The following is a 23,918-nucleotide window of genomic DNA, read 5'->3' as shown; positions in this document are numbered from 1 at the left end:
CGGCGGGTCGGCCGCCGTCCGGTGCTGTCCCTCAGCTCTCCCGCCCTGCCAGCACCCACCTCGACGGCAGCACGATCAGTTCGCCGTCCGGCGTGGACTCGGTCGTGGTCAGGGGAAGCTCACCGCTCGCGAGGACCGTGAGGCCGGCGTTGCGCAGGTACTCCGGGACCGCGGCGTCCGGGACCTCGCCGGGGGCGATGCCGTGCCGGAAGACCGGGGCGAGCTTGGGCGGCGGGCCCGACGGGCTCTGGGCGAGGCCGCCGAGGACGGGGCGGGCGGCCTCGGAGAGCTCGACGAGGAAGGCCCGGCCGCGGCTGCCGACGAGGGTGGCGACGGCGTCGATCACCGGCTGCCGGTCGTCGGGTTCGCACTGGTGCAGGACGCCCCGCATGTAGACGTTGGCGTCGCCGAGCTCCGCGTGCAGTGCCTCGGCCTCGCTCTTCTCGGCCGCGTCGAGGACCCGGTAGCCGGCCTGTCCGGCGGGGTCGGCGTGCCGGGCGTGGTCCAGGGCAGACTCGGCGATGTCGGCGCCCAGGACGTGCCGGAAGCGGTCGGCGAGGAAGCGGGTCTGGGTGCCGTTGCCGCAGCCGAGGTCGACCAGGGGCAGGCCGGGGTCGGTGAGGTGGGGTTCGAAGAGAGCGACGTGGACGGCGGCGGTGACGGCCGGCTCGGCGTCCCAGAACACCGCCCCCGGCTCGTCGGACGCCTCGCGCCAGAAACTCTCCCAGGCATTGCGGTACCGACTCGTCACGCTCATGGCCCAACTCCCCAGGATGCAGCCGCATATGACCCGTCGTAAGTGACGGGCCAGTACGGTCTACCCTGCGCCGGTTACGGCCACAAGCGCCTGGCGCGTTCTTCACCCCGCGTTCGACGGACGTGCGCCCCCCTGGGCCTGCGGCACGCCGGGGTCGGCGGCACCCGGGTCAGCGGCGCCGTGCGGTGAGTTCGAACCAGACGGTCTTCCCGGCGGCCGTACGGCTGGTGCCCCACTCCCGGGCGAGGGTGGAGACCACCCGCAGGCCGCGTCCCGCCTCGTCGCCGGGTGCCGTGCTGAGCAGGGTCGGCAGGGTGTGGTCGTCGTCATCGACCTCGCACAGCAGGGTCTCGCCGCGGATCAGCCGGAGCTGGACGGGGCGGCTGTGGGAGTGCCGTACGGCGTTGGTGACGAGTTCGCTGACCATGAGTTCGGCGGGGTCGGCGAGCCGGGCCAGGCCCCAGTCGTGGAGTTGCTCGCGGACGGCGGCGCGGGCGCGGCGGACCTCGGCCGGGTCGAGGGCGAGCCGCCATTCGGCGACGTCCTCCGGCTCGATGCCGTTGAGGCGGGCCATCAGCAGGGCGACGTCGTCCTTGCGGCCGCCGCGGGTGTTGAGGGCGCGGATGATGGTGTCGCAGGCGTCGTCCATGGAGGCGGCCGGGTGGGCGGCGGACTCGCAGAGGGTGGCGAGGCCGACGCCGATGTCCTCGCCGCGCATCTCGACCAGTCCGTCGGTGCACATCACCAGCCGGTCGCCGGGGTCGACACGCACCCGCAGCGACTCGAAGGCGACCCCGCCGACGCCTATGGGCGCCCCGGTGGGCAGGTCGAGGAGTTCGCTGCGCCCGTCGACCGCCCGCACCAGCACCGGGGGGATGTGGCCGGCGTTGGCGAGGTGCAGTTCGCCCTCGATCGGGTCGTAGACGGCGTAGAGGCAGGTGGCGAGGTAGCTGTCGCCGAGGCGTTGCGCCAGGTCGTCGAGGTTGCGCAGGAGCTGGGCGGGCGGCAGGTCCATGGCCGCCATCGTCTGGACGGCGGTCCGCAACTGGCCCATCATCGCGGCCGAGTTGAGGCCGTGGCCCATCACGTCGCCGACGACCAGGGCGGTGCGGGCGCCGGGGAGTTTCACGGAGTCGAACCAGTCGCCGCCGACGCGGCCGAGCAGGGTGCCCGGCAGGTACCGGGTGGCGATGTCGCAGCCCGCCATGCGCGGCGGGATGTGCGGCAGCATGCTGTCCTGGAGGGTCTCGGCGACGCTCTCCTGGAAGGTGTACATGCGGGCGTTGTCGAGCACGAGTCCGGCGCGGGCGGCGAGTTCGGCGCCGGTGACCCGGTCCATGTCGTTGAACATCTCGCGCTCGGGATGGCGCAGCAGGATCATGAAGCCGAGCACGACCGTGCGCGCCTTGAGCGGTACGACCAGCATCGAGCGGCCGGTGATCAGCGGCCGGATGTCGCGCTTCTCGAACTGGGAGGCGATGGCGTGGCCCATCTCCTCGCTGATCCGCGGCACCAGGACCGGCTGGCCGGTGGTCATGCACTGGAAGAACGGGGTGTGCGCCGGGAACGGCATGGCCTCGCCGACCGGGATGACGTCGTCCCAGCGGCCGGGTTCGTCGGTGTGCTCGACGGCGACCCGGTGCCACATGGTGGTGGTGTCCGGGACGCCGTCCGGGAACTCCTCGCCGGCCACGACCTGTTCGCGCAGATAGGTGCCGGCGACATCGGTGAAGCGGGGTACGACGGCTCTGCTGACCTCGACGATGGTGCGGGACAGGTCGAGCGAGGTGCCGATCTTCCCGCTGACCTCGTTGAGGAATTCGAGGCGCTCCCGGACGGCCGCGTACTCCAGGTCCTCGCCCTCGTCGTCGGCGAGTTCGACGGGCACCGGCAGTCCCTGGGCGGCCACCTGTGCGGCACGCTCGCGGCGGGCCATCCGCTCGGTGCGCCGGGCGACGCCCCAGTCGGGGGTCACGGGCACCCGGTCGTTCTGGCTGAACTCAAGGATGGGGTAGCCGAGTTCGAGGACCTGGGCGACGATCCGGGCGCTCTCGTCGACGCTCATGCTGGGCAGGATCTCGGGGAGCCTGCGGGCCAGCTCCTCGGCGCCGGGGAAGTCGGTGTGCAGGGCGAAGCCGGGCGCGATGCGCTCGAAGGCGATGCCCTCGTCGCGCTCGGACCGGCGCAGGCGCTCGGCGTCGGCGGCGAGCACCAGCAGCCGCTCGTTCCCGGGGCCGACCAGGGGATACGCCCACCAGAGCACATCGGCGCGGTCGCGGTCGGGGACGGTGAGCCGGGCGCGGCCGGCGGCCGGGAAGTTCAGCCTGCCGTCGAGGGAGGACTCCAGGTCGGGGCCGAGTCCGTCGTAGGCCGCGTAGGCGCCGTACGGGGTGATCTCGTCGTCATCGGGGAGCGCGCCGGAGACGGGCAGCAGGTCGAGGACGGAACGGCCGATGGCGTCCTCCTTGGCGGCGCCGAAGAGCCGCCGGGCGCCGGTGCTCCAGTGGGAGACCTGGCCGTCACGGTCGACGACGACAACGGCCAGGGGGATGCGGCCCGGAGCGCCGTCCCCAGCATCGAGGCTGGGATGTGCGTCCCGCTCGCTGCCATGGTCCATGGCCCAGGCCCTCTCTCCCCACGGCTCCGCAAAAGATCTGTGCCGCCCGTCACTACCGTACGGTGGCCGCCGGTTGCGATGTGTGGCAATCCTGGAATTGGTTTCACCGGATCGCACCGACGCGCAGGTCCGCGCCCCTGTGCGGTGCGCGAACCGGGTTCGCCGCATCAGCGCCCGGTCCGCACCCGGTCCTCCCGCTCAGCCCTCGCTCAGTCCTCGCTCAGTCCTCGTGGCCGAGCTGGAGATCTCGTTCCGTGCGGCCGCCGCCCGCGACCTGGAGCACGGTGGCGACCGGCGGGTAACCGGCGGCGATGACCGTGTACTCGCCGGAGGACAGGTCCACGAACCGGAACGTTCCGTCGGCGCCGGTGGTGTGGGTGTCCACGACGTTCCCGGCGGCGTCGAGCAAGGTCACCCGCGCGTCCTCCACGGGTCGGCCTCCGCCGGCCCGGACGGTGCCCTTCAGCACGGCGCCGCCCGCGAGTTCGACGTTCTGCCGGGTCTCCCGGGAGGCCTGGACGGTGACCGGGAGAGCGGCCGGGCGGAAGGCGGGGGCGCTGGCGGCGAGGGTGTACTCGCCGGCCACCAGCTCGCTCATGACATAGCCGCCCTCTCGTCCGCTGCGCACACTGGCGACGACCTCGCCGTGCACGTTGGTGAGGGTGACGGTGGCGTCCCGTACCGGTGTGCCGTCGGCGGTGAGCACGCTGCCCGCGAGCCGCCCGGCGCCGCCGAGGACGACGTCCAGCTCGACGGGCCGCTCGCCGACGGTCACCGTGACGGCCTGCGGCTGGTGCCCGCCGGCGGCGGCGATCAGGACGTACGACCCGGAGCCGGGCGTGGCCAGGGCGTACCGGCCGTCCTCGCCGCTGGCGCCCCGGCCGACCTGCCGGCCGACGGCGTCGATGAGGGTGAGCGCGGCGCGCGGCACCACGGTCCCGTCGGGATGCTGCACCGTGCCGCAGACGGGGATCCCGGCGCCGGTGTGCGGCGACCGGGCCTGCGGGATCGGAGCGTTCACGGCTCCGGACTCCGTTTCGGCGATGGGGTGGGACACCAGCGGTTTCTCCTTGAGGAAGCAGGCGATGAGCAGGCCGAGGAGGAGCACCGGGACCAGGTAGAGGAAGATCCGGGGCATCGCGTCGGCGTAGGCGCGGATGTAGGCGTCGCGCAGCGCCGGGGGCAGCGCGTGGACGAGCTGCGGGGTGAGGGACTCGGGGTCGGGCAGGCGGGCGCCGGCGTGGGCGGGGAGACGTTTGTGCAGGGCGTCGGTGAGCCGGTCGGCGAAGAGGGTGCCGAAGACGGCGGCGCCGACGCTGCCGCCGATCTGCCGGAAGTAGTTGTTGGCGCTGGTGGCGGTGCCGAGGTCGGCGGGCCGTACGGAGTTCTGGACGGCGAGGACGAGCACCGGCATCACCATGCCGATCCCGGCGCCGAGCACGGCCATCCAGAGGCTGTACTGCCAGCGCGGGGTGCCGACTTCGAGCCGGGACAGGAGCCACATGCCGACCACCGACAGGCCCCCGCCGAGCACCGGGTGGATCCGGTAGTGCCCGGTGTGGCTGATGAGCTGCCCCGCGATGATCGAGGCGCCGACGATCCCGCCCATCATGGGCAGCATCAGCAGCCCGGACTCGGTCGCCGAGGCGCCGTCGACCATCTGCAGGAAGGTCGGCAGATAGCTGGCGGCACCGAACAGGGCGACGCCGACGACCAGTCCCACCAGACCGCTCACGTTGAAGACGGAGTCCCGGAACAGCCGGAGCGGGATGAGGGGTTCGACCGCGTGGTGCTCGACGACGAGGAACAGCCCGGCGGCGACCACCGCACCGGCCCCCAGCCCGATGATGACGCGCGAGCCCCACGCGTACTCCGTGCCTCCCCAACTGGTCAGCAGTACAAGGCAGGTGGAGGCGGCGGCGAGCAACAGGGCGCCGAGCACGTCGAAACGGGCGCGGGGCCGGGGCTTCGGCAGCTTCAGTACGACGGTGATGACGGCCAGGGTGACGAGCCCGAAGGGCACGTTGACGTAGAAGCACCAGCGCCAGGAGAGGTGGTCGGTGAAGTAGCCGCCGAGCAGCGGCCCGGCGACGGAGGCGAGGCCGAAGGCGGCGCCGATCAGGCCCATGAAGCGGCCGCGCTGCCGGGGCGGCACGATGTCGGCGATGATCGCCTGCACCCCGATCATCAACCCGCCCGCGCCGATGCCCTGGACGGCGCGGAAGGCGATCAGCTGGTCCATGCTCTGCGCCCGTCCGGCCAGCGCGGAGCCGACGGCGAAGACCAGGATCGCGAACTGGAAGACGCCCTTGCGGCCGATGAGGTCGCCGAGTTTGCCGTAGACGGGGAGGCCGACGGTGGCGGTGAGCAGGTAGGCGGTGATCGCCCAGGACATCTTGTCCAGGCCGTGCAGCTCGCCGACGATCTTCGGCAGCGCGGTGGCCACGATCATCTGGTCCAGCGCGGCGAGGAGCAGGGCGAGCATCAGCCCGCAGAACACCAACCGGGTGCGGCGCGGCCCGAGTCCGGAGGCCGGGGCGGGTTCCGGCACGGGGGCGTCCGCGGGCGCCGCGGCCGGTTCCTCGTACTGCACCAGCGTCGTTCCGCCCACGTACCGCTCCCCTCGTCGCGCCTGCGCACAATTGCCGCCTTATTTCCCATAGGGCGACAACTGCGAGCAAGCACGACGAGTTACGGCACGAGAACGGCCGAGCCGGAGATCCACTCGAACCGGTGAGGGGCCAACAGGCCTGGATCCCCGGGAGGTTACTTCCCGACCTCGGCAGCAAGCTTGTCGAGCACCTCGTCGTAGATCCGGCCGAGGCCCTTGGGCGCGAAGGTCTTCTCGAAGAAGCCGCCGATACCGCCGGCACCCTGCCAGGTGGTGTGCACGACGACCTTGGACCGGCCCTCGCCGGCCGGGGTGACGCGCCAGGTGGTGACCATGGAGGAGTTGCGGTCCTTCTCGACCAGCTCGCCGTCCGTGGGCTCGCTGACCTCCAGGAGGCAGTCGCGGACGCGCTTGCTGGTGGCCTGGAGCTTCCAGTGGACCAGGGTGCCCTCGCCGTCGCCGCCCTCGCGCACCTCGTACTCGCTGAAGTGCTCGGGCAGCAGCTTCGCGCGCGTGCCGCTGTAGTCGGCGATCGCGTCGAACACCGTCTCCGCGTCCGCGGCGACGACCCGTTCCGTAGTGGCCTCGACCTGCGCCATCGCTTTCCTCCAGCACCTGAGTTCTCGGGATTGCGCCAAGCCAATCACCCCGGCACCCGGCCGCCCAAATCGGGGTGCCGGAAGCGATCGGAATCGGCGTCCGCGCGGTCTCCACAGATCGTTCGCACGATCATGGGAACAGATGTTCTATTCTCTGGGCAGTGCTACCGAGGAGGTGTCATGCGCTGGGAGAACCTCACCGAGGAGACCGGACCCGGCCGGGCCGGCACCGCGCTGTTCGGCGCGGACGTGGTCACGACCCGGACCTTCGACACGCCTGAATTTCGCGGAATCACCTTTCACGAGGTGCGGGCGCGGTCGATCATCAACCAGGTGCCGGGCGCCTCGCGGATGCCGTTCGAGTGGACGGTGAACCCGTACCGGGGCTGCACGCACGCGTGCGTGTACTGCTTCGCCCGCAAGACCCACAGCTATCTGGACCTGGACACCGGGATCGGCTTCGACAGCCAGATCGTGGTCAAGGTGAACGCGCCGGAGCTGCTCCGCCGCCAGCTGGGCTCACGTCGCTGGCTCGGCGACCACATCGCGATGGGCACCAACGTCGACTGCTACCAGCGCGCCGAGGGCCGCTACCGGCTGATGCCGGGGATCCTGTCCGCCCTCACCGAGCACGCGAATCCGTTCTCGATCCTGACCAAGGGCACCCTGATCCTGCGCGACCTCGACCTGCTGCGCCGGGCGGCGGACGTCACGGACGTCGGCATCTCGGTCTCGGTCGGCTTCGTCGACCCCGAGCTGTGGCGCACGGTGGAGCCGGGCACCCCGGCCCCCGAGCGCCGACTGGACGTCGTACGCGCCCTCGCCGAGGCCGGCATCGGCTGCGGGGTCCTGATGGCTCCGGTGATCCCCTTCCTCGGCGACCACCCGGCCCAGCTCCGGGCCACCGTACGGGCGATCGCGGCGGCCGGGGCCACCTCGGTGACGCCCCTGGTGCTGCATCTGCGGCCCGGCGCCCGCGAGTGGTTCATGAGCTGGCTCGCGGCGCATCACCCGCATCTGGTGCGGCGCTACGAGCGGCTGTACGCGGAGGGTGCCTACGCGCCCAAGTGGTACCAGCGCCGGATCACCCGTCAGGTGCACGAGCTGGCCCAGGAGTACGGCATCGGGCCGAACCGCGCGGGCACCCCCCGCCGGATCCCGGCACCGGCGGCGGCCGAGGAGCCCGCGCTGCCGGAGCCGACCCAGCTCACGCTGCTCTGAGCGCGGCCGGTCCGGAGAGCGTTCGCGGCAGGGGGCGTTCGGGCGCAAGCCTCGGACCAATTGGGTCATTAATCGTCAGAATGGGTTCTTCCGGGTCCTGTTTCCGGGACGATGCGGCGAGGACCGTGACACGTGCGGTCCGCGACCCTCCGTCCTGGGAGGACCCCATGCGAACACGCGCAGCCGTGCTGTGCGCCGCCGCCGCTGTCGTGGCCGGTTCGGTCACCGCCCTGCCCGCGAGCGCCGCCGCCCGAGCCCCCGTCCAGGTGTCCCCGGTGACCTGGAAGAAGTGCGGCACCACCGACTACCCGACGCTCCAGTGCGGCTCGGTCAAGGTGCCCCTCGACCACCGGAACCCGCGCGGGAAGCAGATCGCCCTCGCCCTCGCCCGCGTCCCGCACACCGCGTCGGCCTCTCAGGGCCCGCTGCTGGTCAACCCGGGCGGCCCCGGCGGCAGCGGGCTGGCCCTCGCCGGCTTCGTGGCGTCCGCGCTGCCCAAGAAGGTGGCGGCCCAGTACGACATCATCGGCTTCGACCCGCGCGGGGTCGGAAGGAGCAGCCCGGCGATCGACTGCGCACCCGGCTACTTCAAGCCGGTGCGCCCCGACTCGGTCCCGGCCACCCCCGCTCTCGAACAGGCGAACCTCAAGCGGGTGCAGTCGTTCGCGGCGGCCTGCGGCAAGAAGTACGCGAGCGTGCTGCCGTACCTCGACACGGTCAGCGCCGCACAGGACATGGACTCGGTCCGCCAGGCCCTCGGGGCCCGGCAGATCAGCTACTTCGGCTACTCCTACGGCACCTACCTGGGCGCGGTCTACGCGAAGCTGCACCCGGACCGGGTCCGCCGCCTGGTCCTGGACTCGATCGTCGACCCCACGGGCGTCTGGTACGAGGACAACCTGAGCCAGGACTACGCGTTCAACGAGCGCCAGCGCGCCCTGATGGCGTGGATCGCGAAGTACAACTCGACGTACAAGCTCGGCACCGACCCGGAGAAGGTCGAGGCCGCGTGGTACGCGATGCGGGCCGCGCTGGCGAAGAAGCCGGCGGGCGGCAAGGTGGGCGCCTCCGAACTGGAGGACACCTTCATCCCGGGCGGCTACTACAACGGCTACTGGCCCTACCTGGCCGACGCGTTCTCCGCCTACGTCAACGGCAAGAAGACGGCGGCGCTGGTCGAGGCGTACGAGAACTTCGCCGCCGTCGACGCGTCCGGCGACAACGGCTACAGCGTCTACGCGGCCGTCCAGTGCCGGGACTCCTCCTGGCCGCGGGACTGGGACCAGTGGCGCAAGGACAACTGGGCGGCGTACGAGAAGGCGCCGTTCATGGTCTGGAACAACGCCTGGTACAACGCGGCGTGCGCGTACTGGCCGACGAAGACGCTGAAGGCGCCGAACATCGCCAACGGCAAGCTCCCGCCGGCGCTCCTCTTCCAGGCGACGGACGACGCGGCCACGCCCTACCAGGGCGGCGTCACGGTCCACCGGCTGCTGGCCGGCTCCGGCCTGGTCGTGGAGCAGGGCGGCGGCAACCACGGCATCACCCTCAGCGGCAACACCTGCCTGGACAAGTACCTCGCCGCCTACCTGACCGACGGCAAGGTCCCGCACGGCGACGGCACCGCGGACGCGGTCTGCCGCAAGACCCCCGACCCCAAGCCCCTCACCACCAAGGCGGCCTCGACGTCGTCCCGCGGCTCGACCCTCCACGGCCTGCTGGGCTTCCGCGGCTGAGCCGGTCCTGACGTCCCGTCGGGGGCGCCGTACCCGACGACCGCCTCCCGGCCTCCTCCGCCGTCCAGGTGGCCGCGCCGGTCGGCCCGCGGTTCCTGATCCCGCAGTTCCTGACGGAGATCGAGGCCCTGGCGGTGGTGGCCGGCTGACGCGAAATCCGGGCGGGGGCAGCCGTCCGCTCCCTAGGGTGCCGTCATGAACGCCGAAAACCCGCTCCACGACCCCTCCCCCGACGGCTCCTCCCTCCGTGTCCGCCCGATGACGCTCGACGACTGCGACCGGGTCTCGGAGATACGCGTCCGGGGCTGGCAGTACGCCTACCGGGGCCTCATGCCTCAGCCGTTCCTGGACGGGCTCAGTGTCGAGCGGGACGCCGAGCGGCGCCGGGCCCGGTTCCTGGACGGCGGCGACGGGGTGACGGAGCTGGTCGCCGAGCGGGGCGGGACGATCGTGGGGTGGGCGGCGCACGGGCCGTACCGGGACGGCGAAGTGCGCACCGGCGACGCCGAGTTGTACGCCGTCTACGTGGCCGCGGCGCACCTGGGCACCGGCGCCGGGCGGGCGCTGCTCGCGACGGTGCTTGAGCAGTGCGCCGGGTACGCGCGCGTGTACCTGTGGGTGCTGAAGGGCAATGCGCGCGCCCGGCGGTTCTACGAGATCGCGGGCTTCGCGGCCGACGGCACCGAGGAGCCGTACGAGGTCGGCGGGGTGGCGGTGCCCGAGATGCGGTACGTCAAGGAGCCCGGCGTCACCTCGGCCTAGGGATGCGGGCCAGGGCCTGGACCGCCGCTTCGGCGAGGGTGGGGTGGGCCAGGGCCTCGTTCAGGACGCGGCGGGCGCGGGTGTCACCGAGGGAGCCGAGGCCGTCCACGCAGGCGAGGGCGACCTTGCGGTAGGGATCGTGCGGGCGCAGGCGGCGTTCCAGGGTGGTGATCAGGGCGGGGACGGACTCCGGGGCCCGGAGTTGGACCAGGAGGCGGACGGGGTGCAGGGCGTAGGCGACGCGGAGTTCGTTGGTGGCGAGGGCGGCGGCCGCGCGGGCGGTGCGCGGGTCGTGCAGCCGGGCCAGGGCGCAGGCGGCGGAGGCGCAGCGGGGCGGGTCACGGTGGTTGAGCAGAAGCACCAGGGTCTCGAAGGCCCGCCGGTCACCGGCCGACCCCAGCCGGAACGCCGCCAGCTCCCGGGCCCACAGGGGCTGCCCGGCGGCGGTGAGCACCTCCGCCAGTTCGTCATGGTCCTCGGTGGCCAGGAGCCGGTCGTAGGCGGCCGTTCCCTGCGACTCCTGCCGCAAACGCTCCGTGAGTGATCGCAACTCTTCGTCCACGAAGCCCAGCGTAGAGCCTGTCCGGCGGATCAGGTCGCAGTAAAGAAACTGAGGCAATCGAACACCGGTGAGCGGGGTGTGGTGCGTGCAGTTGCAAGGCGGAGGAGGGAGTCGAAGCGGAGCTTCGGCGAGTGACGACAACGCGGCAGATGTGCGCACCACACCCCGCGTCTGCGGCAGGATCCGCCGGACAGGCTCTAACAGGGGTCGCGGGGGCGGGGGGACGTACATCACAAAGTCGGGGGGCTGGCGCGCTCGTTACCCGCCGGTTAAGCTCAATCGAGCGAGTCACCCACTCGCAGTAACGCTCACGCCGGTTTGGTGACGCAGCCGCGTGAGTATCAGGTCGGTTCGGTACCTCGGTACCGCAGTACGACCCGGCTTTGGGACAGGGCCGGTCGGAATCCGCCGCTCCCGGGCGTGTGCACGCCCGCGGCAGCAGCACCGGGCGTGTGCGCTCGCAGCCCGGCGACACCCGCATTCACGCAGCTCTCTCCGCACTCGGTGCGCCCCCTCGGCGCACCCGGGCGCGTTTCCAGTCGTCACCCTCATTCCTGGAGTCCCGCGATGGCCACTCCCCAGTCCGACCCTTCTCTGTCCCCGCTCAAGACGATCGCCGTCGTCGGCCTCGGCACCATGGGCACCGGTATCACCGAGGTCCTGGCGAAGGCCGGCCGCGAGGTGATCGGCATCGACGTCAGCGAGGCCCAGGCCGCCAGGTCCGTCGCCGCGCTGGAGACCTCCACCGCCCGTGCCGTGGCGCGCGGCAGGCTCACCGAGCAGGAGCGCGCCGACGTCCTCGGCCGGGTCCGCACCGGCACCGACCTGTCGGCGGCGGCCGACGCCGACCTCGTCATCGAGGTGGTCCCGGAGTCGTACGACGTCAAGCACCAGGTGCTCCGGGAGCTGGACCGCATCGTCCGCCCCGAGACCATCCTGGCGACCGGCACCAACGCGCTCTCCGTGACCCGGCTGGCCGCCGACTCGGCCCGCCCCGAGCGCGTCCTCGGCCTGCACTTCTTCAACCCGGCCCCGGCGATGAAGCTGGTCGAGGTCGTCTCCTCGGTCCTCACCGCGCCGGGCGCCGTCGCCGCCGTCACCGACCTGGCGATCGAGCTGGGCAAGGAGCCGGTCGCGGTCGGCGACCGCCCCGGGTTCGTCGCGGACGGCCTGCTGTTCGGCTACCTCAACCAGGCCGCCGCGATGTACGAGGCGAAGTACGCCTCCCGCGAGGACATCGACGCGGCCATGCGGCTCGGCTGCGGCCTGCCGATGGGCCCGCTGGCCCTGCTCGACCTGATCGGCATCGACACGGCGCGTACGGTCCTGGAGGCCATGTACGCCGAGTCCCGCGACCGCCTGCACGCCCCGGCGCCCATCCTCAAGCAGCTCAGCGAGGCGGGCCTGACCGGCCGCAAGTCGGGCCGCGGCTTCTACACCTACGAGGCCGCGGGCAGCGCCACCGTCGTCCGGGACGCCCTCACCCCGCTGGACGGCGCCGCGCTCACCCCGGGCCGTACGGTCCGCTCGGTCGGCGTCGCCGGCTCCGGCACCATGGCCTCCGGCATCGCCGAGGTCTTCGCCAAGGCCGGGTACGAGGTCGTCCTCGCCGCCCGCAGCGAGGAGAAGGCACAGGCGGCGAAGGCCCGCATCGGCAAGTCGCTGGACCGCTCCGTCGGCAAGGGCCGGATGACCGCCGACGCGGCCGCGCAGACCCTGGACCTGATCACCCCGGCAGGCTCGTACGACGCCTTCGCGGACGTCGACCTGGCCGTGGAGGCGGTCGCCGAGGACCTGGAGGTCAAGCGGCAGCTGTTCGCGACCCTGGACAAGGTCTGCAAGCCGGGCGCGGTGCTCGCCACCACCACCTCCTCGCTGCCGGTCGTCGCCTGCGCCCGCGCCACCTCGCGTCCGCAGGACGTGATCGGCATGCACTTCTTCAACCCGGCGCCGGCCATGAAGCTGGTCGAGGTCGTCCGTACCGTGCTGACGGCGGAGGACGTCCACGCCACCGTCCGCGAGGTCTGCGCGAAGATCCGCAAGCACGCGGTCGACTGCGGCGACCGGGCCGGGTTCATCGTCAACGCGCTGCTGTTCCCGTATCTGAACAACGCGATCAAGATGGTCGAGGAGCACTACGCGTCCCTCGACGACATCGACGCGGCGATGAAGCTCGGCGGCGGCTATCCGATGGGTCCGTTCGAGCTCCTCGACGTGGTCGGCCTGGACGTCTCGCTCGCCATCGAGAAGGTGCTGCACCGGGAGTTCCGCGACCCGGGCCTCGCGCCCGCGCCGCTCCTGGAGCACCTGGTGGCCGCGGGCTGCCTCGGCCGCAAGACCGGCCGTGGCTTCCGCGAATATGCCCGCCGCTGACGGCGTCGGCGACTGGTTCCGGGACGAGAAGGAGTGGGGCGGGCTGCTCGACCCCGCCGCCGGCCCCCCGCCCTTCGCGGGCGGGGGAAACCCCGGACATGCGCATCAAGCTGCGCACATGCAGTACGTTCGGGTCATGCCCCAGCCCGCGAAGTCCTCACGTACCGCCGCCACGTCCGACGCGCCGGAGAGTGCCGCGGGCAGCCGTGCGGCGGCCCAGCGGCTCAAGATGCGCCGGGAGCTGGCGGCAGCCGCGATGGAGCTCTTCGCGACGAAGGGGTACGAGGCGACCACCGTCGACGAGATCGCGGCCGCGGCCGGGGTCGCCCGCCGCACCTTCTTCCGTCACTTCCGCTCCAAGGAAGAGGCGATCTTCCCCGACCACGACGACACGCTGATCCGCGCCGAGGCCGTGCTGAACGCCGCCCCGGCCCATGAGCATCCGCTCGACACGGTGTGCCGTGGCATCAAGGAAGTCATGAAGATGTACGCGGCCCGGCCGGAGATCTCGGTCGCCCGCTACAAGCTCACCCGCGAGGTGCCCACCCTCCGCGAGGCCGAGATCGCGTCGGTGGCCCGTTACGAGCGGCTCTTCACCCGCTACCTCCTCGGCCACTTCGACGAGCACGCCCACGCGGACGACGCGAACGACGACCCGTTGCTGGCCGAGGTCGCGGCGTCGGCGGTGGTCACCGCCCACAACCACGTGCTGCGGCGCTGGCTGCGGGCCGGCGGGCAGGGGGACGTGGAGACCCAGCTGGACCACGCCTTCGCGATCGTCCGCAAGACGTTCGGGAACGGGATCGGGGCGGGCCGGGAGGCCGCGCCTCGCCCGGCGTCGGCCTCGGTCGCCTCGCAGGGTGAAGTGCTGGTGACGGTGGCGCGCACGGATGCGCCGCTGGACGAGGTGATGCGCACGATTGAGCAGGCGCTGAAGGAGCGGTCGTAAAGCGACGGTAGTGGCCGGGCTGCGGTGACAGCACCGCGGCTCCGCCGCTCGTCCTCAAACGCCGGACGGGCTGGATCTTCTACGCCCGCGCCCTGTGTGATCCACGCCTCGCGCCCCGTCACCGGCATCCGGACGTCTCCCGCAAGACGGTCCATTTTCCCCTACTCGTCAGTAGGTTTGATCGATCATCGCTCATTTGTTACGTAAAGATTTCATCTGAGAGCGATTCCTGGCACTCAGTGCCTTGCCACCTGACACGCGGTGTCATACGTTGATGGTGTCCGGCCTGTCCCGGCGAACCCACCAGTTCGCCCGCCGGACGCCTGCGTCACAGGCAACCTCCCGCGCCACAAAGCGCTGCCGAAGCACCACCCCCGCCGAACCGACGGCATCTTTCCCAAAACCCTCAGCAGCACCGACGTAACCCTCAGCGCCCCTTCCCTCGGGGGCGCGCATCGCCGGAGGCAACACCGTGACCACTCAGGCCATTCTGGACGCGATCCAGTCGCCGGAATCGACGCCGGCCGACTTCGCCGCCCTGCCGCTTCCCGAGTCGTACCGCGCGATCACCGTGCACAAGGACGAGACGGACATGTTCGCGGGTCTGGAGACCCGCGACAAGGACCCGCGCAAGTCGATCCACCTCGACGAGGTCCCCCTGCCCGAGCTCGGCCCGGGCGAGGCCCTGGTCGCCGTCATGGCATCGAGTGTCAACTACAACTCGGTGTGGACCTCGATCTTCGAGCCGCTGTCGACCTTCGGTTTCCTGGAGCGCTACGGCCGCCTCAGCGAGCTGACCAAGCGGCACGACCTGCCCTACCACGTCATCGGCTCCGACCTCGCGGGCGTCGTCCTTCGCACCGGCCCCGGCGTCAACGCCTGGAAGCCCGGTGACGAGGTCGTCGCGCACTGCCTGAGCGTGGAGCTGGAGTCGTCCGACGGCCACAACGACACCATGCTCGACCCCGAGCAGCGGATCTGGGGCTTCGAGACCAACTTCGGCGGCCTCGCCGAGATCGCGCTGGTCAAGTCCAACCAGCTGATGCCGAAGCCGAACCATCTCAGCTGGGAGGAGGCCGCCGCCCCCGGCCTGGTGAACTCCACCGCCTACCGGCAGCTGGTCTCCCGCAACGGCGCCGGCATGAAGCAGGGCGACAACGTGCTGATCTGGGGCGCGAGCGGCGGTCTCGGCTCGTACGCCACCCAGTTCGCGCTGGCCGGCGGCGCCAACCCGATCTGTGTCGTGTCCTCGCCGCAGAAGGCGGAGATCTGCCGGGCCATGGGCGCCGAGGCGATCATCGACCGCAACGCCGAGGGCTACAGGTTCTGGAAGAACGAGCACGAGCAGGATCCGAGGGAATGGAAGCGCTTCGGCAAGCGCATCCGTGAGCTGACCGGCGGCGAGGACGTCGACATCGTCTTCGAGCACCCCGGCCGCGAGACCTTCGGCGCCTCGGTCTACGTGACCCGCAAGGGCGGCACGATCGTCACCTGCGCCTCCACCTCCGGCTACAACCACGAGTACGACAACCGCTACCTGTGGATGTCCCTGAAGCGGATCATCGGCTCGCACTTCGCCAACTACCGCGAGGCCTGGGAGGCCAACCGGCTGATCGCGAAGGGCAAGATCCACCCCACCCTGTCGAAGGTCTACTCCCTGGAGGAGACCGGCCAGGCCGCGTACGACGTGCACCGCAACCTCCACCAGGGCAAGGTCGGCGTGCTCTGCCTCGCCCCCGAGGAGGGCCTCGGCGTGCGCGACGAGGAGATGCGTGCCAAGCACCTCGACGCCATCAACCGCTTCCGCAACATCTGAGACACCCGAGGTCATAGATGACTGAGCGTCAGATCGCCGAAGGCAAGCGGGAGAAGGACCGGCCGTGGCTCATGCGCACGTACGCCGGACACTCCACGGCCGAGGCGTCCAACGAGCTGTACCGGCGCAACCTCGCCAAGGGCCAGACCGGCCTGTCGGTGGCGTTCGACCTGCCGACGCAGACCGGTTACGACCCCGACCACATCCTCGCCCGCGGCGAGGTCGGCCGGGTGGGCGTGCCCGTCTCGCACCTCGGTGACATGCGCCGGCTTTTCCAGGACATCCCCCTGGAACAGATGAACACCTCGATGACGATCAACGCCACCGCCATGTGGCTGCTGGCGCTCTACCAGGTGGTCGCGGAGGAGCAGGGCGCGGACATCACCCAGCTCCAGGGCACGACCCAGAACGACATCGTCAAGGAGTACCTGTCCCGGGGGACGCACGTCTTCCCCCCTGGACCGAGCCTCCGCCTGACGACGGACATGATCGCGTACACGGTCTCCCACATCCCGAAGTGGAACCCGATCAACATCTGCAGCTACCACCTGCAGGAGGCGGGCGCCACGCCGGTCCAGGAGATCGCGTACGCGATGTCCACCGCCATCGCCGTCCTCGACGCGGTGCGCGACAGCGGCCAGGTGCCGCAGGAGCGCATGGGTGACGTCGTCGCCCGTATCTCCTTCTTCGTGAACGCGGGCGTCCGGTTCGTCGAGGAGATGTGCAAGATGCGGGCGTTCGGCCGCATCTGGGACAAGGTCACCCGCGAGCGGTACGGCATCGAGAACCCCAAGCAGCGGCGCTTCCGGTACGGCGTCCAGGTCAACTCCCTCGGCCTGACCGAGGCGCAGCCGGAGAACAACGTCCAGCGGATCGTCCTCGAGATGCTCGCCGTGACGCTGTCGAAGGACGCACGCGCGCGTGCCGTGCAGTTGCCCGCGTGGAACGAGGCCCTTGGCCTGCCGACGCCCTGGGACCAGCAGTGGTCGCTGCGTATCCAGCAGGTGCTCGCCCATGAGAGCGACCTGCTGGAGTACGAGGACATCTTCGAGGGCTCGCACGTCGTCGAGGCGAAGGTGGCCCAGCTGGTCGAGGACTCGCTGGCGGAGATGGACCGGATCCAGGAGATGGGCGGCGCGATGGCCGCCGTCGAGTCCGGCTACCTGAAGTCGCAGCTGGTTTCGTCCCACGCGGAGCGGCGGGCCCGGATCGAGTCCGGCCAGGAGAAGATCGTCGGCGTCAACATCTTCGAGACGACCGAGCCGAACCCGCTGACCGCCGACCTGGACACCGCGATCCAGACGGTCGACCCGGCGGTCGAGGCCCGGGTCGTGGCGGCGATCGGGCACTGGCGCGACACGCGCTACCAGCCGCCGTTCAACCACCCGCGGCCCTGCAAGGCCCTGGAGCGGCTGAAGGTGGCCGCCAAGGGCACCGACAACCTCATGGAGGCCACCCTCGAGTGCGCCCGCGCGGGCGTGACGACCGGTGAGTGGGCCGGGGCGCTGCGCGAGGTGTTCGGCGAGTTCCGGGCACCCACCGGGGTCTCCTCGGCTCCCATAACGGTCCCCGTCGAGCCGGGCTCGGCGCTCGCCGAGGTACGCGACAAGGTGGACGCGACCGCCCGCGACCTGGGCTCCGGCAAGTTGAGGTTTCTCGTCGGCAAGCCCGGTCTTGACGGGCACTCCAACGGCGCCGAGCAGATCGCCGTGCGCGCGCGTGACGCCGGCTTCGAGGTGGTCTACCAGGGCATCCGGCTGACGCCCGAGCAGATCGTGGACGCCGCCCTCGCCGAGGACGTGCACGCGGTCGGTCTGTCGATCCTCTCCGGGTCGCACGCCCAGCTGGTCCCGGACGTCCTGGAACGACTCCGTGTGGCCGGTGCCACAGATATACCGGTGATCGCCGGTGGCATCATCCCGAATGGAGATGCCGCGAAGCTCAGGGAAGCCGGAGTGGCCGCGGTCTTCACCCCGAAGGACTTCGACATCACCGGAATCATCGGCCGCATCGTCGACGAGATCCGGAAAGCGAACAAGCTCGACCCCCTGGAGGTCCCCGCATGACCGTCAACCGTCTCCGCCCGCGGCGCTCGTGCCTGGCAGTACCCGGTTCGAACCCCCGCTTCCTGGAGAAGGCGCAGGGTCTCCCGGCGGACCAGGTCTTCCTCGACCTGGAGGACGCGTGCGCGCCGCTCGCCAAGCCCGAGGCGCGGCACACCATCGTCAAGTTCCTCAACGAGGGCGACTGGACCGGCAAGACGCGCGTGGTCCGGGTCAACGACTGGACGACCGAGTGGACGTACCGTGACGTCGTCACGGTCGTCGAGGGCGCCGGCCAGAACCTCGACTGCATCATGCTGCCGAAGGTCCAGACGGCCCAGCAGGTCGTCGCCCTGGACCTGCTGCTCACCCAGATCGAGAAGACCATGGGCTTCGAGGTCGGCAAGATCGGCATCGAGGCGCAGATCGAGAACGCGCAGGGCCTCAACAACGTCAACGAGATCGCGCAGGCCTCCCCGCGCGTCGAGACGATCATCTTCGGCCCGGCCGACTTCATGGCGTCCATCAACATGAAGTCGCTGGTCGTGGGCGAGCAGCCGCCCGGCTACCCGGCGGACGCCTACCACTACATCCTGATGAAGATCCTGATGGCCGCCCGCGCCAACAACCTCCAGGCGATCGACGGCCCCTACCTCCAGATCCGCAACGTGGAGGGCTACCGCGCGGTCGCGCAGCGCGCCGCGGCCCTCGGCTTCGACGGCAAGTGGGTGCTGCACCCGGGCCAGGTCGAGGCGTCCAACGAGATCTTCTCGCCGTCGCAGGAGGACTACGACCACGCCGAGCTGATCCTGGACGCGTACGACTTCTACACGTCCGAGGCGGGCGGCAAGAAGGGCTCCGCGATGCTCGGCGACGAGATGATCGACGAGGCCAGCCGCAAGATGGCCCTGGTCGTCTCGGGCAAGGGCCGGGCAGCCGGCATGCAGCGCACGTCGAAGTTCGAGATCCCGGAGGCGTGACCGCGATGCAGTTCGGACGCACGTACGAGGAGTTCGAGGTCGGGGCGACTTACAAGCACTGGCCCGGAAAGACGGTCACGGAGTACGACGACCACCTGTTCTGTCTCCTCACCATGAACCACCACCCGCTCCACATGGACACCAACTACGCCGAGAAGACGACGGACTTCGGCAAGAACGTGGTGGTCGGGAACTACATCTATTCCCTTCTGCTCGGCATGTCCGTCCCTGACATCTCGGGCAAGGCGATCGCCAACCTGGAGATCGAGTCGCTCAAGCACGTGGCGCCGACCTTCCACGGCGACACGATCTACGGCCAGACGACCGTGCTCGACAAGTGGCCCTCCAAGTCGAAGAACGATCGCGGGATCGTCTACGTCGAGACCAAGGGCTACAAGCAGGACGGCACGCTGGTGTGCATCTTCCGCCGCAAGGTGATGGTGCCGACCGAGACGTACATCAAGGAGCGCGGCGGCGAGCAGCCGGGCCGCCCCGAGCTCAAGGAACAGGGGAAGTAAGCGATGGCCCGTCTCGCCCAGACCGCCGGTCTGACCGACGTCCAGCAGGAGATCCTCTCCACCGTCCGCGACTTCGTGGACAAGGAGATCATCCCGGTCGCCACCGAGCTGGAGCACCGCGACGAGTACCCGCAGGCGATCGTCGACGGTCTCAAGGAGCTCGGCCTCTTCGGCCTGATGATCCCCGAGGAGTACGGCGGCCTGGGCGAGTCCCTCCTGACGTACGCACTGTGCGTCGAGGAGATCGCCCGCGGGTGGATGTCCGTCTCCGGGATCATCAACACGCACTTCATCGTGGCGTACATGCTCAAGCAGCACGGCACGCAGGAGCAGAAGGACCACTTCCTGCCGCGGATGGCGGCCGGCGACATCCGGGGCGCGTTCTCGATGTCGGAGCCGGGGCTCGGCTCGGACGTGTCCGCGATCACCTCGAAGGCGGTGCGGGACGGCGACGAGTACGTCCTGAACGGCCAGAAGATGTGGCTGACGAACGGCGGTACGTCGTCCCTGGTGGCCGTCCTCGTCCGGAGTGACGAAGGACACTCCCCTGAAGAGGCAGCCGCCAAGCCCCACAAGTCGATGACGACCTTCCTGATCGAGAAGGAGCCCGGCTTCGGCGAGGTCCGCCCCGGCCTCACCATCCCGGGCAAGATCGAGAAGATGGGCTACAAAGGCGTCGACACCACCGAGATGATCATGGACGGGCTGCGGCTTCCGGCCGATCGGGTGCTCGGCGGCGTCACGGGCCGAGGTTTTTACCAAATGATGGACGGGGTCGAGGTCGGCCGCGTCAACGTGGCGGCGCGTGGCTGCGGTGTCGCCCAGCGCGCGTTCGAGCTCGGTGTCCGGTACGCCCAGCAGCGTCATACTTTCGGCAAGGCGATCGCCCAGCACCAGGCCATCCAGTTCAAGCTGGCGGAGATGGCCACCAAGGTCGAGGCCGCGCATGCCATGATGGTCAACGCCGCGCGCAAAAAGGACTCCGGGGAACGAAACGACCTGGAGGCAGGGATGGCGAAGTACCTCGCCTCCGAGTACTGCAAGGAGGTCGTGGAGGACGCCTTCCGCATCCACGGCGGCTACGGCTTCTCCAAGGAGTACGAGATCGAACGTCTCTACCGTGAGGCGCCGATGTTGCTGATCGGCGAAGGTACCGCCGAGATCCAGAAAATGATCATCGGGCGAAGGTTGCTCGAAGAGTATCGATTCCAGGGCTGATTGTCCGAGTACGGGGTGTTTTCTTCGAGAAGAAGATCACACCCCGTCAACGGTCTTCGGCCGCCGACTCGGCTTCTTGGCTTGCCCAGTTGTGGCCCGCGACCGGTACGATCCCGGAAAGCCGCCGTCCCCATTTCCTGCGCGGCATCATCCGCTACGAAGGTCATCCATGCCCCACAGCCAAACCTCTGCACATCGAGACAGCCTGGCCGGCGTACGCCTCGCGCGCGGAGCATCGCCGTGGCTTCTCCCGACCGTCGCCACCGCAGCCGTCAGCCTCCTGCGCGCCCGTCGCTCCGGCGCCGCGAAGGCCGTCGCCGTACCCGCCACCGCGCTCGCGGCGGGCATGCTGTGGTTCTTCCGCGACCCCGAGCGTGAGATCGCCCAGGGCCGTGTCATCTCGCCTGCCGACGGTGTGGTGCAGAGCATCATGCCGTGGAAGGACGGACGCACCCGCGTCGCCATCTTCATGAGCCCGCTCAACGTCCACGTCAACCGTGCGCCCCTCTCGGGCCAGGTGACGTCGGTGGAGCACATCCCCGGTGGCTTCGTTCCCGCCTTCAACAAGGAGAGCGAGAACAACGAGCGCGTAGTCTGGCATTTCGACACCGAACTCGGCGACATCGAGATGATCCAGATCGCCGGCGCGGTGGCCCGCCGTATCGTGCCCTACATCCCGCAGGGCACGAAGGTCGAGCAGGGTGACCGCATCGGGCTGATCCGCTTCGGCTCGCGCGTCGACATCTACCTGCCCGAGGGCGTGGAGGTCGCGGTCGAGGTCGGCCAGAAGACCGTGGCTGGGGTGACTCGCATTGACCGTGATTGATCCTGAGACCCAGGCGGGCTGGGTGCCCGAGGCCGACGAGATCGGCGAGGACGAGGAGGAGATGCCCCTCTCTCTGCGCCTGTCGATAGCGGACACCCTCACGCTCGGCAACGCCACGTGCGGCTTCATGGCGGTGTACTTCACCACCACCGGCATCCTGATCCCGCACCTCACCGGGGACGACCAGTCGGCCGGCATGGCGCGCCACAGCGCCGCCACCGCGGTCATCCTCATGCTCTGCGCGGCGGTCTTCGACCTGTTCGACGGCCTCGTGGCGCGCAAGCTGCGCTCCTCCCCCATGGGCGCCGAGCTGGACAACCTCTCCGACCTGATCAGCTTCGGCCTCGCGCCGGCGTACTTCGTGCTCGTCTACGGCATGGTGGCCGACGACGCGTACCAGAAGGTGGCCGCGGTCGGAGCGGTCGTCGTCCTGCTCGCGGTGGTGCTGAGACTCGCCCGCTTCTCGTGCGTGACACCGCGGAACGGAATGTTCCAGGGCATGCCGAGCCCCTTCGGGGCGCTGACGGTCGTATCGATCGTCCTCCTGGAGCTGCCGTTCTTCGCGACGCTCCTGGCGATCCTCGGCACCGCGTGGCTGATGGTGAGCCGGGTCGAGTACCCGAAGCCGCGCGGCCGCCTCGCCGGGGCGATGCTGGCCTGGATCGTGCTCTCGATGGGCCTCCTGGCGGCCTGGGCCTTCGACGCCCCCGGCGGCCAGCTGCTCCTCCAGACCGGCTGCGCGCTGCAGCTGGTGATGGGCGCGGTGATCCCGCTGTTCGCCACGGCCCGCCGCGTGAACAACTTCCGCGACAACAGGCGCGAGGCGCGGGCGGCACAGCTGCCCTGACCCTCGTCACGACGCGTAACGGGTGTGGCCCGAGCCTTGCCGGCTCGGGCCACACCCGTTTCGCGTTCAAGGGCATACGGCGTTGGCCTTTGACGGGTCAACCACCCCTGACCGGAGCTGAGTTGCACAGGGCGAGACAGGGGAGGACGGTGGAATTGGGTTGAACTTTACGGGGGTTTATCCCTGTTTAGGGATGAGAATTGCTCCCTTTTTGGCTAGGAGGACAGCCATGGCCGCACTCACGGTCAAAGACCACTCCGTCCCGCACGTCTCCACGATCCCGGCGAACGCCGGCGAAACAGTGCAACTGTTCGTACGCGAGTACCGGAAGAGCGGTGGGCCCCAGCCGCCGCCCGTGTTGATGCTCCACGGCCGGAGCGTGCCGGCGGTCGCGGGCTTCGACCTCGTGATCCCCGGTCCCGGCGGCTCCGACATCCGGTACAGCTGGGCACAGCAGCTGGCCCAGCACGGCTTCGACGTCTTCCTGATGGACATCCAGGGCAGCGGACGGACGCCACGGCCGCTGCCGATGGACAAACCCTGCAATGCCAATCCGGCCCAGCAGGAGTCGGTCCTCGTGCCCAACCCGCTCTCCGCCAAGTGCGCACCGCCACCCCCGTACGCGTTCCAGCTCGGCAACTCCGAAAGCGAAGAGGCGGAACTCGACACGGTGGTCAAGTTCATCAAGGCCCAGACCGGCACGACCGACCCGATCGACTTCGTCGGATGGTCCGCCGGAGCCCTTGTCATGGGCCCCTACACGCTCCAGCACCCCGAGAACGTCAAGAGCCTGTTCCTGCTCGCGCCGATCTTCCCGCCCGAGGGCCGCTGGTCCGGCAATGCCGCGAAGCCGTTCGGACGTCCGGCGGAAGCCACGACACTGCCCATGTCCACGCCCGCCGTGATGTTCGGCTTCCCGATGCACGTCGCCAGCAAGACCGGTTTCAAGATCGGCTGGGACAAGGAGCAGGCCAGCCCGCTCCAGCGGGAACCCGACATGGGCGACATCGTGTGGGACGCGATGATGGCCAACGACCCCCTGGGCAGCACCTGGGGACCGATACTGCCGTCCGGCGCCGCCGAGGGCGTCCTGCGGTACCGGAACACCTACTGGTGGGGCTGGAACAACCACACCGTTCCGCTCAAGGACGCCTCGGGCAAGTACATCCTCGGTGACCGGGTGCCCGTGATGATCGTCTACGGCGAGACGGACCGGACGGCCAACAGCCCGACGAGCCCACCGCTGCCGGCGGTTCTGACGTTCTCCGTCCCGGCGCTGTACAACGCGATCCCGGGACCGAAGAAGCTGATGTTCGAGCTGGCCGACGCGGGACACTCCATGGTCTGGGAGCGTCCCGCCAAGGTCGTCCACCACATGTCCATGCAGTGGCTCGACAAGCACCGGGTGGAGGACCAGACGAGCGGCAGCTTCTACCGGGACGACGACGGACTGCTCACGCCGCTGCCCTAGCCCCGCGCAGCTC

General features: G+C 70.1%; 18 protein-coding genes. 13 read left to right on the top strand and 5 right to left on the bottom strand.

Translation table 11 applies throughout. The annotated features are described in order from the left end of the window. Positions 1–31: 31 nt before the first annotated feature. The 4 genes from ACFWPS_RS01625 to ACFWPS_RS01610 all read right to left on the bottom strand — a co-directional run bounded on the left by ACFWPS_RS01625 (position 32) and on the right by ACFWPS_RS01610 (position 6,584). Entirely contained in the window at positions 32–757 is a 726-nt protein-coding gene (locus tag ACFWPS_RS01625; RefSeq protein ID WP_383699657.1) for a class I SAM-dependent methyltransferase, read from the bottom strand. A gap of 169 nt (positions 758–926) precedes the next feature. Next, the gene (locus ACFWPS_RS01620; protein ID WP_383699655.1) at positions 927–3,374 is read right to left on the bottom strand and encodes a SpoIIE family protein phosphatase; all 2,448 of its coding nucleotides are present in this window, start codon (positions 3,372–3,374) and stop codon (positions 927–929) included. 220 nt (positions 3,375–3,594) lie between these two features. Further along, a complete protein-coding gene (locus ACFWPS_RS01615; RefSeq protein ID WP_383699653.1) occupies positions 3,595–5,985 on the bottom strand; it encodes an MFS transporter in 2,391 nt (796 codons plus the stop codon). Positions 5,986–6,140: 155 nt separating this feature from the next. Further along, positions 6,141–6,584: an SRPBCC family protein gene (locus ACFWPS_RS01610; RefSeq protein ID WP_383699651.1), complete on the bottom strand. Its 444-nt coding sequence runs from the start codon at positions 6,582–6,584 to the stop codon at positions 6,141–6,143. Positions 6,585–6,764: 180 nt separating this feature from the next. Between ACFWPS_RS01610 and ACFWPS_RS01605 the strand changes: the two genes are divergently transcribed. From ACFWPS_RS01605 to ACFWPS_RS01595, 3 genes are all read left to right on the top strand, one after another. Then, on the top strand, positions 6,765–7,805 hold the full coding sequence (locus ACFWPS_RS01605) for an Rv2578c family radical SAM protein (RefSeq protein WP_383699649.1): 1,041 nt from the start codon (positions 6,765–6,767) through the stop codon (positions 7,803–7,805). A gap of 167 nt (positions 7,806–7,972) precedes the next feature. After that, on the top strand, positions 7,973–9,541 hold the full coding sequence (locus tag ACFWPS_RS01600; RefSeq protein WP_383699647.1) for an alpha/beta hydrolase: 1,569 nt from the start codon (positions 7,973–7,975) through the stop codon (positions 9,539–9,541). 195 nt (positions 9,542–9,736) lie between these two features. Beyond that, positions 9,737–10,303, top strand: a complete 567-nt coding sequence (locus ACFWPS_RS01595) for a GNAT family N-acetyltransferase (protein ID WP_383699645.1) — start codon at positions 9,737–9,739, stop codon at positions 10,301–10,303. On the opposite strand, the gene ACFWPS_RS01590 is transcribed toward ACFWPS_RS01595, so the two are convergent. After that, positions 10,290–10,865: an adenylosuccinate lyase gene (locus ACFWPS_RS01590; RefSeq protein WP_383699643.1), complete on the bottom strand. Its 576-nt coding sequence runs from the start codon at positions 10,863–10,865 to the stop codon at positions 10,290–10,292. The genes ACFWPS_RS01595 and ACFWPS_RS01590 overlap by 14 nt on opposite strands. Positions 10,866–11,432: 567 nt before the next feature. Here ACFWPS_RS01590 and ACFWPS_RS01585 point away from each other — a divergent pair. The 10 genes from ACFWPS_RS01585 (at position 11,433) to ACFWPS_RS01540 (ending at position 23,905) form a co-directional block, all read left to right on the top strand. After that, positions 11,433–13,238 (top strand): 3-hydroxyacyl-CoA dehydrogenase family protein, encoded by a 1,806-nt coding sequence (locus ACFWPS_RS01585; RefSeq protein ID WP_383699641.1) that lies wholly within the window; start codon positions 11,433–11,435, stop codon positions 13,236–13,238. 118 nt (positions 13,239–13,356) lie between these two features. Further along, complete coding sequence (locus ACFWPS_RS01580; protein WP_383699809.1) at positions 13,357–14,187, top strand: TetR family transcriptional regulator; 831 nt, start codon at positions 13,357–13,359, stop codon at positions 14,185–14,187. Positions 14,188–14,659: 472 nt separating this feature from the next. After that, positions 14,660–16,003, top strand: a complete 1,344-nt coding sequence (ccrA, locus tag ACFWPS_RS01575; protein ID WP_383699639.1) for a crotonyl-CoA carboxylase/reductase — start codon at positions 14,660–14,662, stop codon at positions 16,001–16,003. A gap of 17 nt (positions 16,004–16,020) precedes the next feature. After that, on the top strand, positions 16,021–18,069 hold the full coding sequence (locus ACFWPS_RS01570; protein WP_383699637.1) for a protein meaA: 2,049 nt from the start codon (positions 16,021–16,023) through the stop codon (positions 18,067–18,069). After that, the gene (locus ACFWPS_RS01565) at positions 18,066–19,025 is read left to right on the top strand and encodes an HpcH/HpaI aldolase/citrate lyase family protein (protein WP_383699635.1); all 960 of its coding nucleotides are present in this window, start codon (positions 18,066–18,068) and stop codon (positions 19,023–19,025) included. Before ACFWPS_RS01570 ends, ACFWPS_RS01565 begins: the two co-directional genes overlap by 4 nt. 5 nt (positions 19,026–19,030) lie before the next feature. Further along, positions 19,031–19,543, top strand: a complete 513-nt coding sequence (locus ACFWPS_RS01560) for a MaoC family dehydratase (RefSeq protein WP_217547894.1) — start codon at positions 19,031–19,033, stop codon at positions 19,541–19,543. Positions 19,544–19,546: 3 nt separating this feature from the next. Then, positions 19,547–20,761, top strand: coding sequence for an acyl-CoA dehydrogenase family protein (locus ACFWPS_RS01555; protein ID WP_383699633.1), 1,215 nt, complete (start codon positions 19,547–19,549; stop codon positions 20,759–20,761). A 169-nt stretch (positions 20,762–20,930) separates the two neighbouring features. Beyond that, on the top strand, positions 20,931–21,587 hold the full coding sequence (locus tag ACFWPS_RS01550) for a phosphatidylserine decarboxylase (protein ID WP_362570823.1): 657 nt from the start codon (positions 20,931–20,933) through the stop codon (positions 21,585–21,587). A 22-nt stretch (positions 21,588–21,609) separates the two neighbouring features. Continuing rightward, a complete protein-coding gene (gene pssA / locus ACFWPS_RS01545) occupies positions 21,610–22,434 on the top strand; it encodes a CDP-diacylglycerol--serine O-phosphatidyltransferase (protein ID WP_383699807.1) in 825 nt (274 codons plus the stop codon). 229 nt (positions 22,435–22,663) lie between these two features. Beyond that, positions 22,664–23,905, top strand: coding sequence for an alpha/beta fold hydrolase (locus ACFWPS_RS01540; RefSeq protein ID WP_383699631.1), 1,242 nt, complete (start codon positions 22,664–22,666; stop codon positions 23,903–23,905). The last annotated feature ends 13 nt before the right edge of the window (positions 23,906–23,918 follow it).

This window comes from Streptomyces sp. NPDC058457, assembly GCF_042720695.1.
In the GTDB taxonomy this organism is placed as follows: Bacteria; Actinomycetota; Actinomycetes; order Streptomycetales; family Streptomycetaceae; genus Streptomyces.
The sequence above is the reverse complement of the archived record's forward strand: the minus strand, read 5'-3'. Positions and strand labels throughout refer to the sequence as shown.

Coding starts and splice junctions, on each gene's coding strand:
- ACFWPS_RS01625 (WP_383699657.1), bottom strand. CDS start 757: ATGAGCGTGACGAGTCGGTACCGCAATGCCTGGGAGAGTTTCTGGCGC.
- ACFWPS_RS01620 (WP_383699655.1), bottom strand. CDS start 3,374: ATGGACCATGGCAGCGAGCGGGACGCACATCCCAGCCTCGATGCTGGG.
- ACFWPS_RS01610 (WP_383699651.1), bottom strand. CDS start 6,584: ATGGCGCAGGTCGAGGCCACTACGGAACGGGTCGTCGCCGCGGACGCG.
- ACFWPS_RS01605 (WP_383699649.1), top strand. CDS start 6,765: ATGCGCTGGGAGAACCTCACCGAGGAGACCGGACCCGGCCGGGCCGGC.
- ACFWPS_RS01600 (WP_383699647.1), top strand. CDS start 7,973: ATGCGAACACGCGCAGCCGTGCTGTGCGCCGCCGCCGCTGTCGTGGCC.
- ACFWPS_RS01595 (WP_383699645.1), top strand. CDS start 9,737: ATGAACGCCGAAAACCCGCTCCACGACCCCTCCCCCGACGGCTCCTCC.
- ACFWPS_RS01585 (WP_383699641.1), top strand. CDS start 11,433: ATGGCCACTCCCCAGTCCGACCCTTCTCTGTCCCCGCTCAAGACGATC.
- ACFWPS_RS01580 (WP_383699809.1), top strand. CDS start 13,357: ATGCAGTACGTTCGGGTCATGCCCCAGCCCGCGAAGTCCTCACGTACC.
- ACFWPS_RS01570 (WP_383699637.1), top strand. CDS start 16,021: ATGACTGAGCGTCAGATCGCCGAAGGCAAGCGGGAGAAGGACCGGCCG.
- ACFWPS_RS01565 (WP_383699635.1), top strand. CDS start 18,066: ATGACCGTCAACCGTCTCCGCCCGCGGCGCTCGTGCCTGGCAGTACCC.
- ACFWPS_RS01560 (WP_217547894.1), top strand. CDS start 19,031: ATGCAGTTCGGACGCACGTACGAGGAGTTCGAGGTCGGGGCGACTTAC.
- ACFWPS_RS01555 (WP_383699633.1), top strand. CDS start 19,547: ATGGCCCGTCTCGCCCAGACCGCCGGTCTGACCGACGTCCAGCAGGAG.
- ACFWPS_RS01550 (WP_362570823.1), top strand. CDS start 20,931: ATGCCCCACAGCCAAACCTCTGCACATCGAGACAGCCTGGCCGGCGTA.
- ACFWPS_RS01540 (WP_383699631.1), top strand. CDS start 22,664: ATGGCCGCACTCACGGTCAAAGACCACTCCGTCCCGCACGTCTCCACG.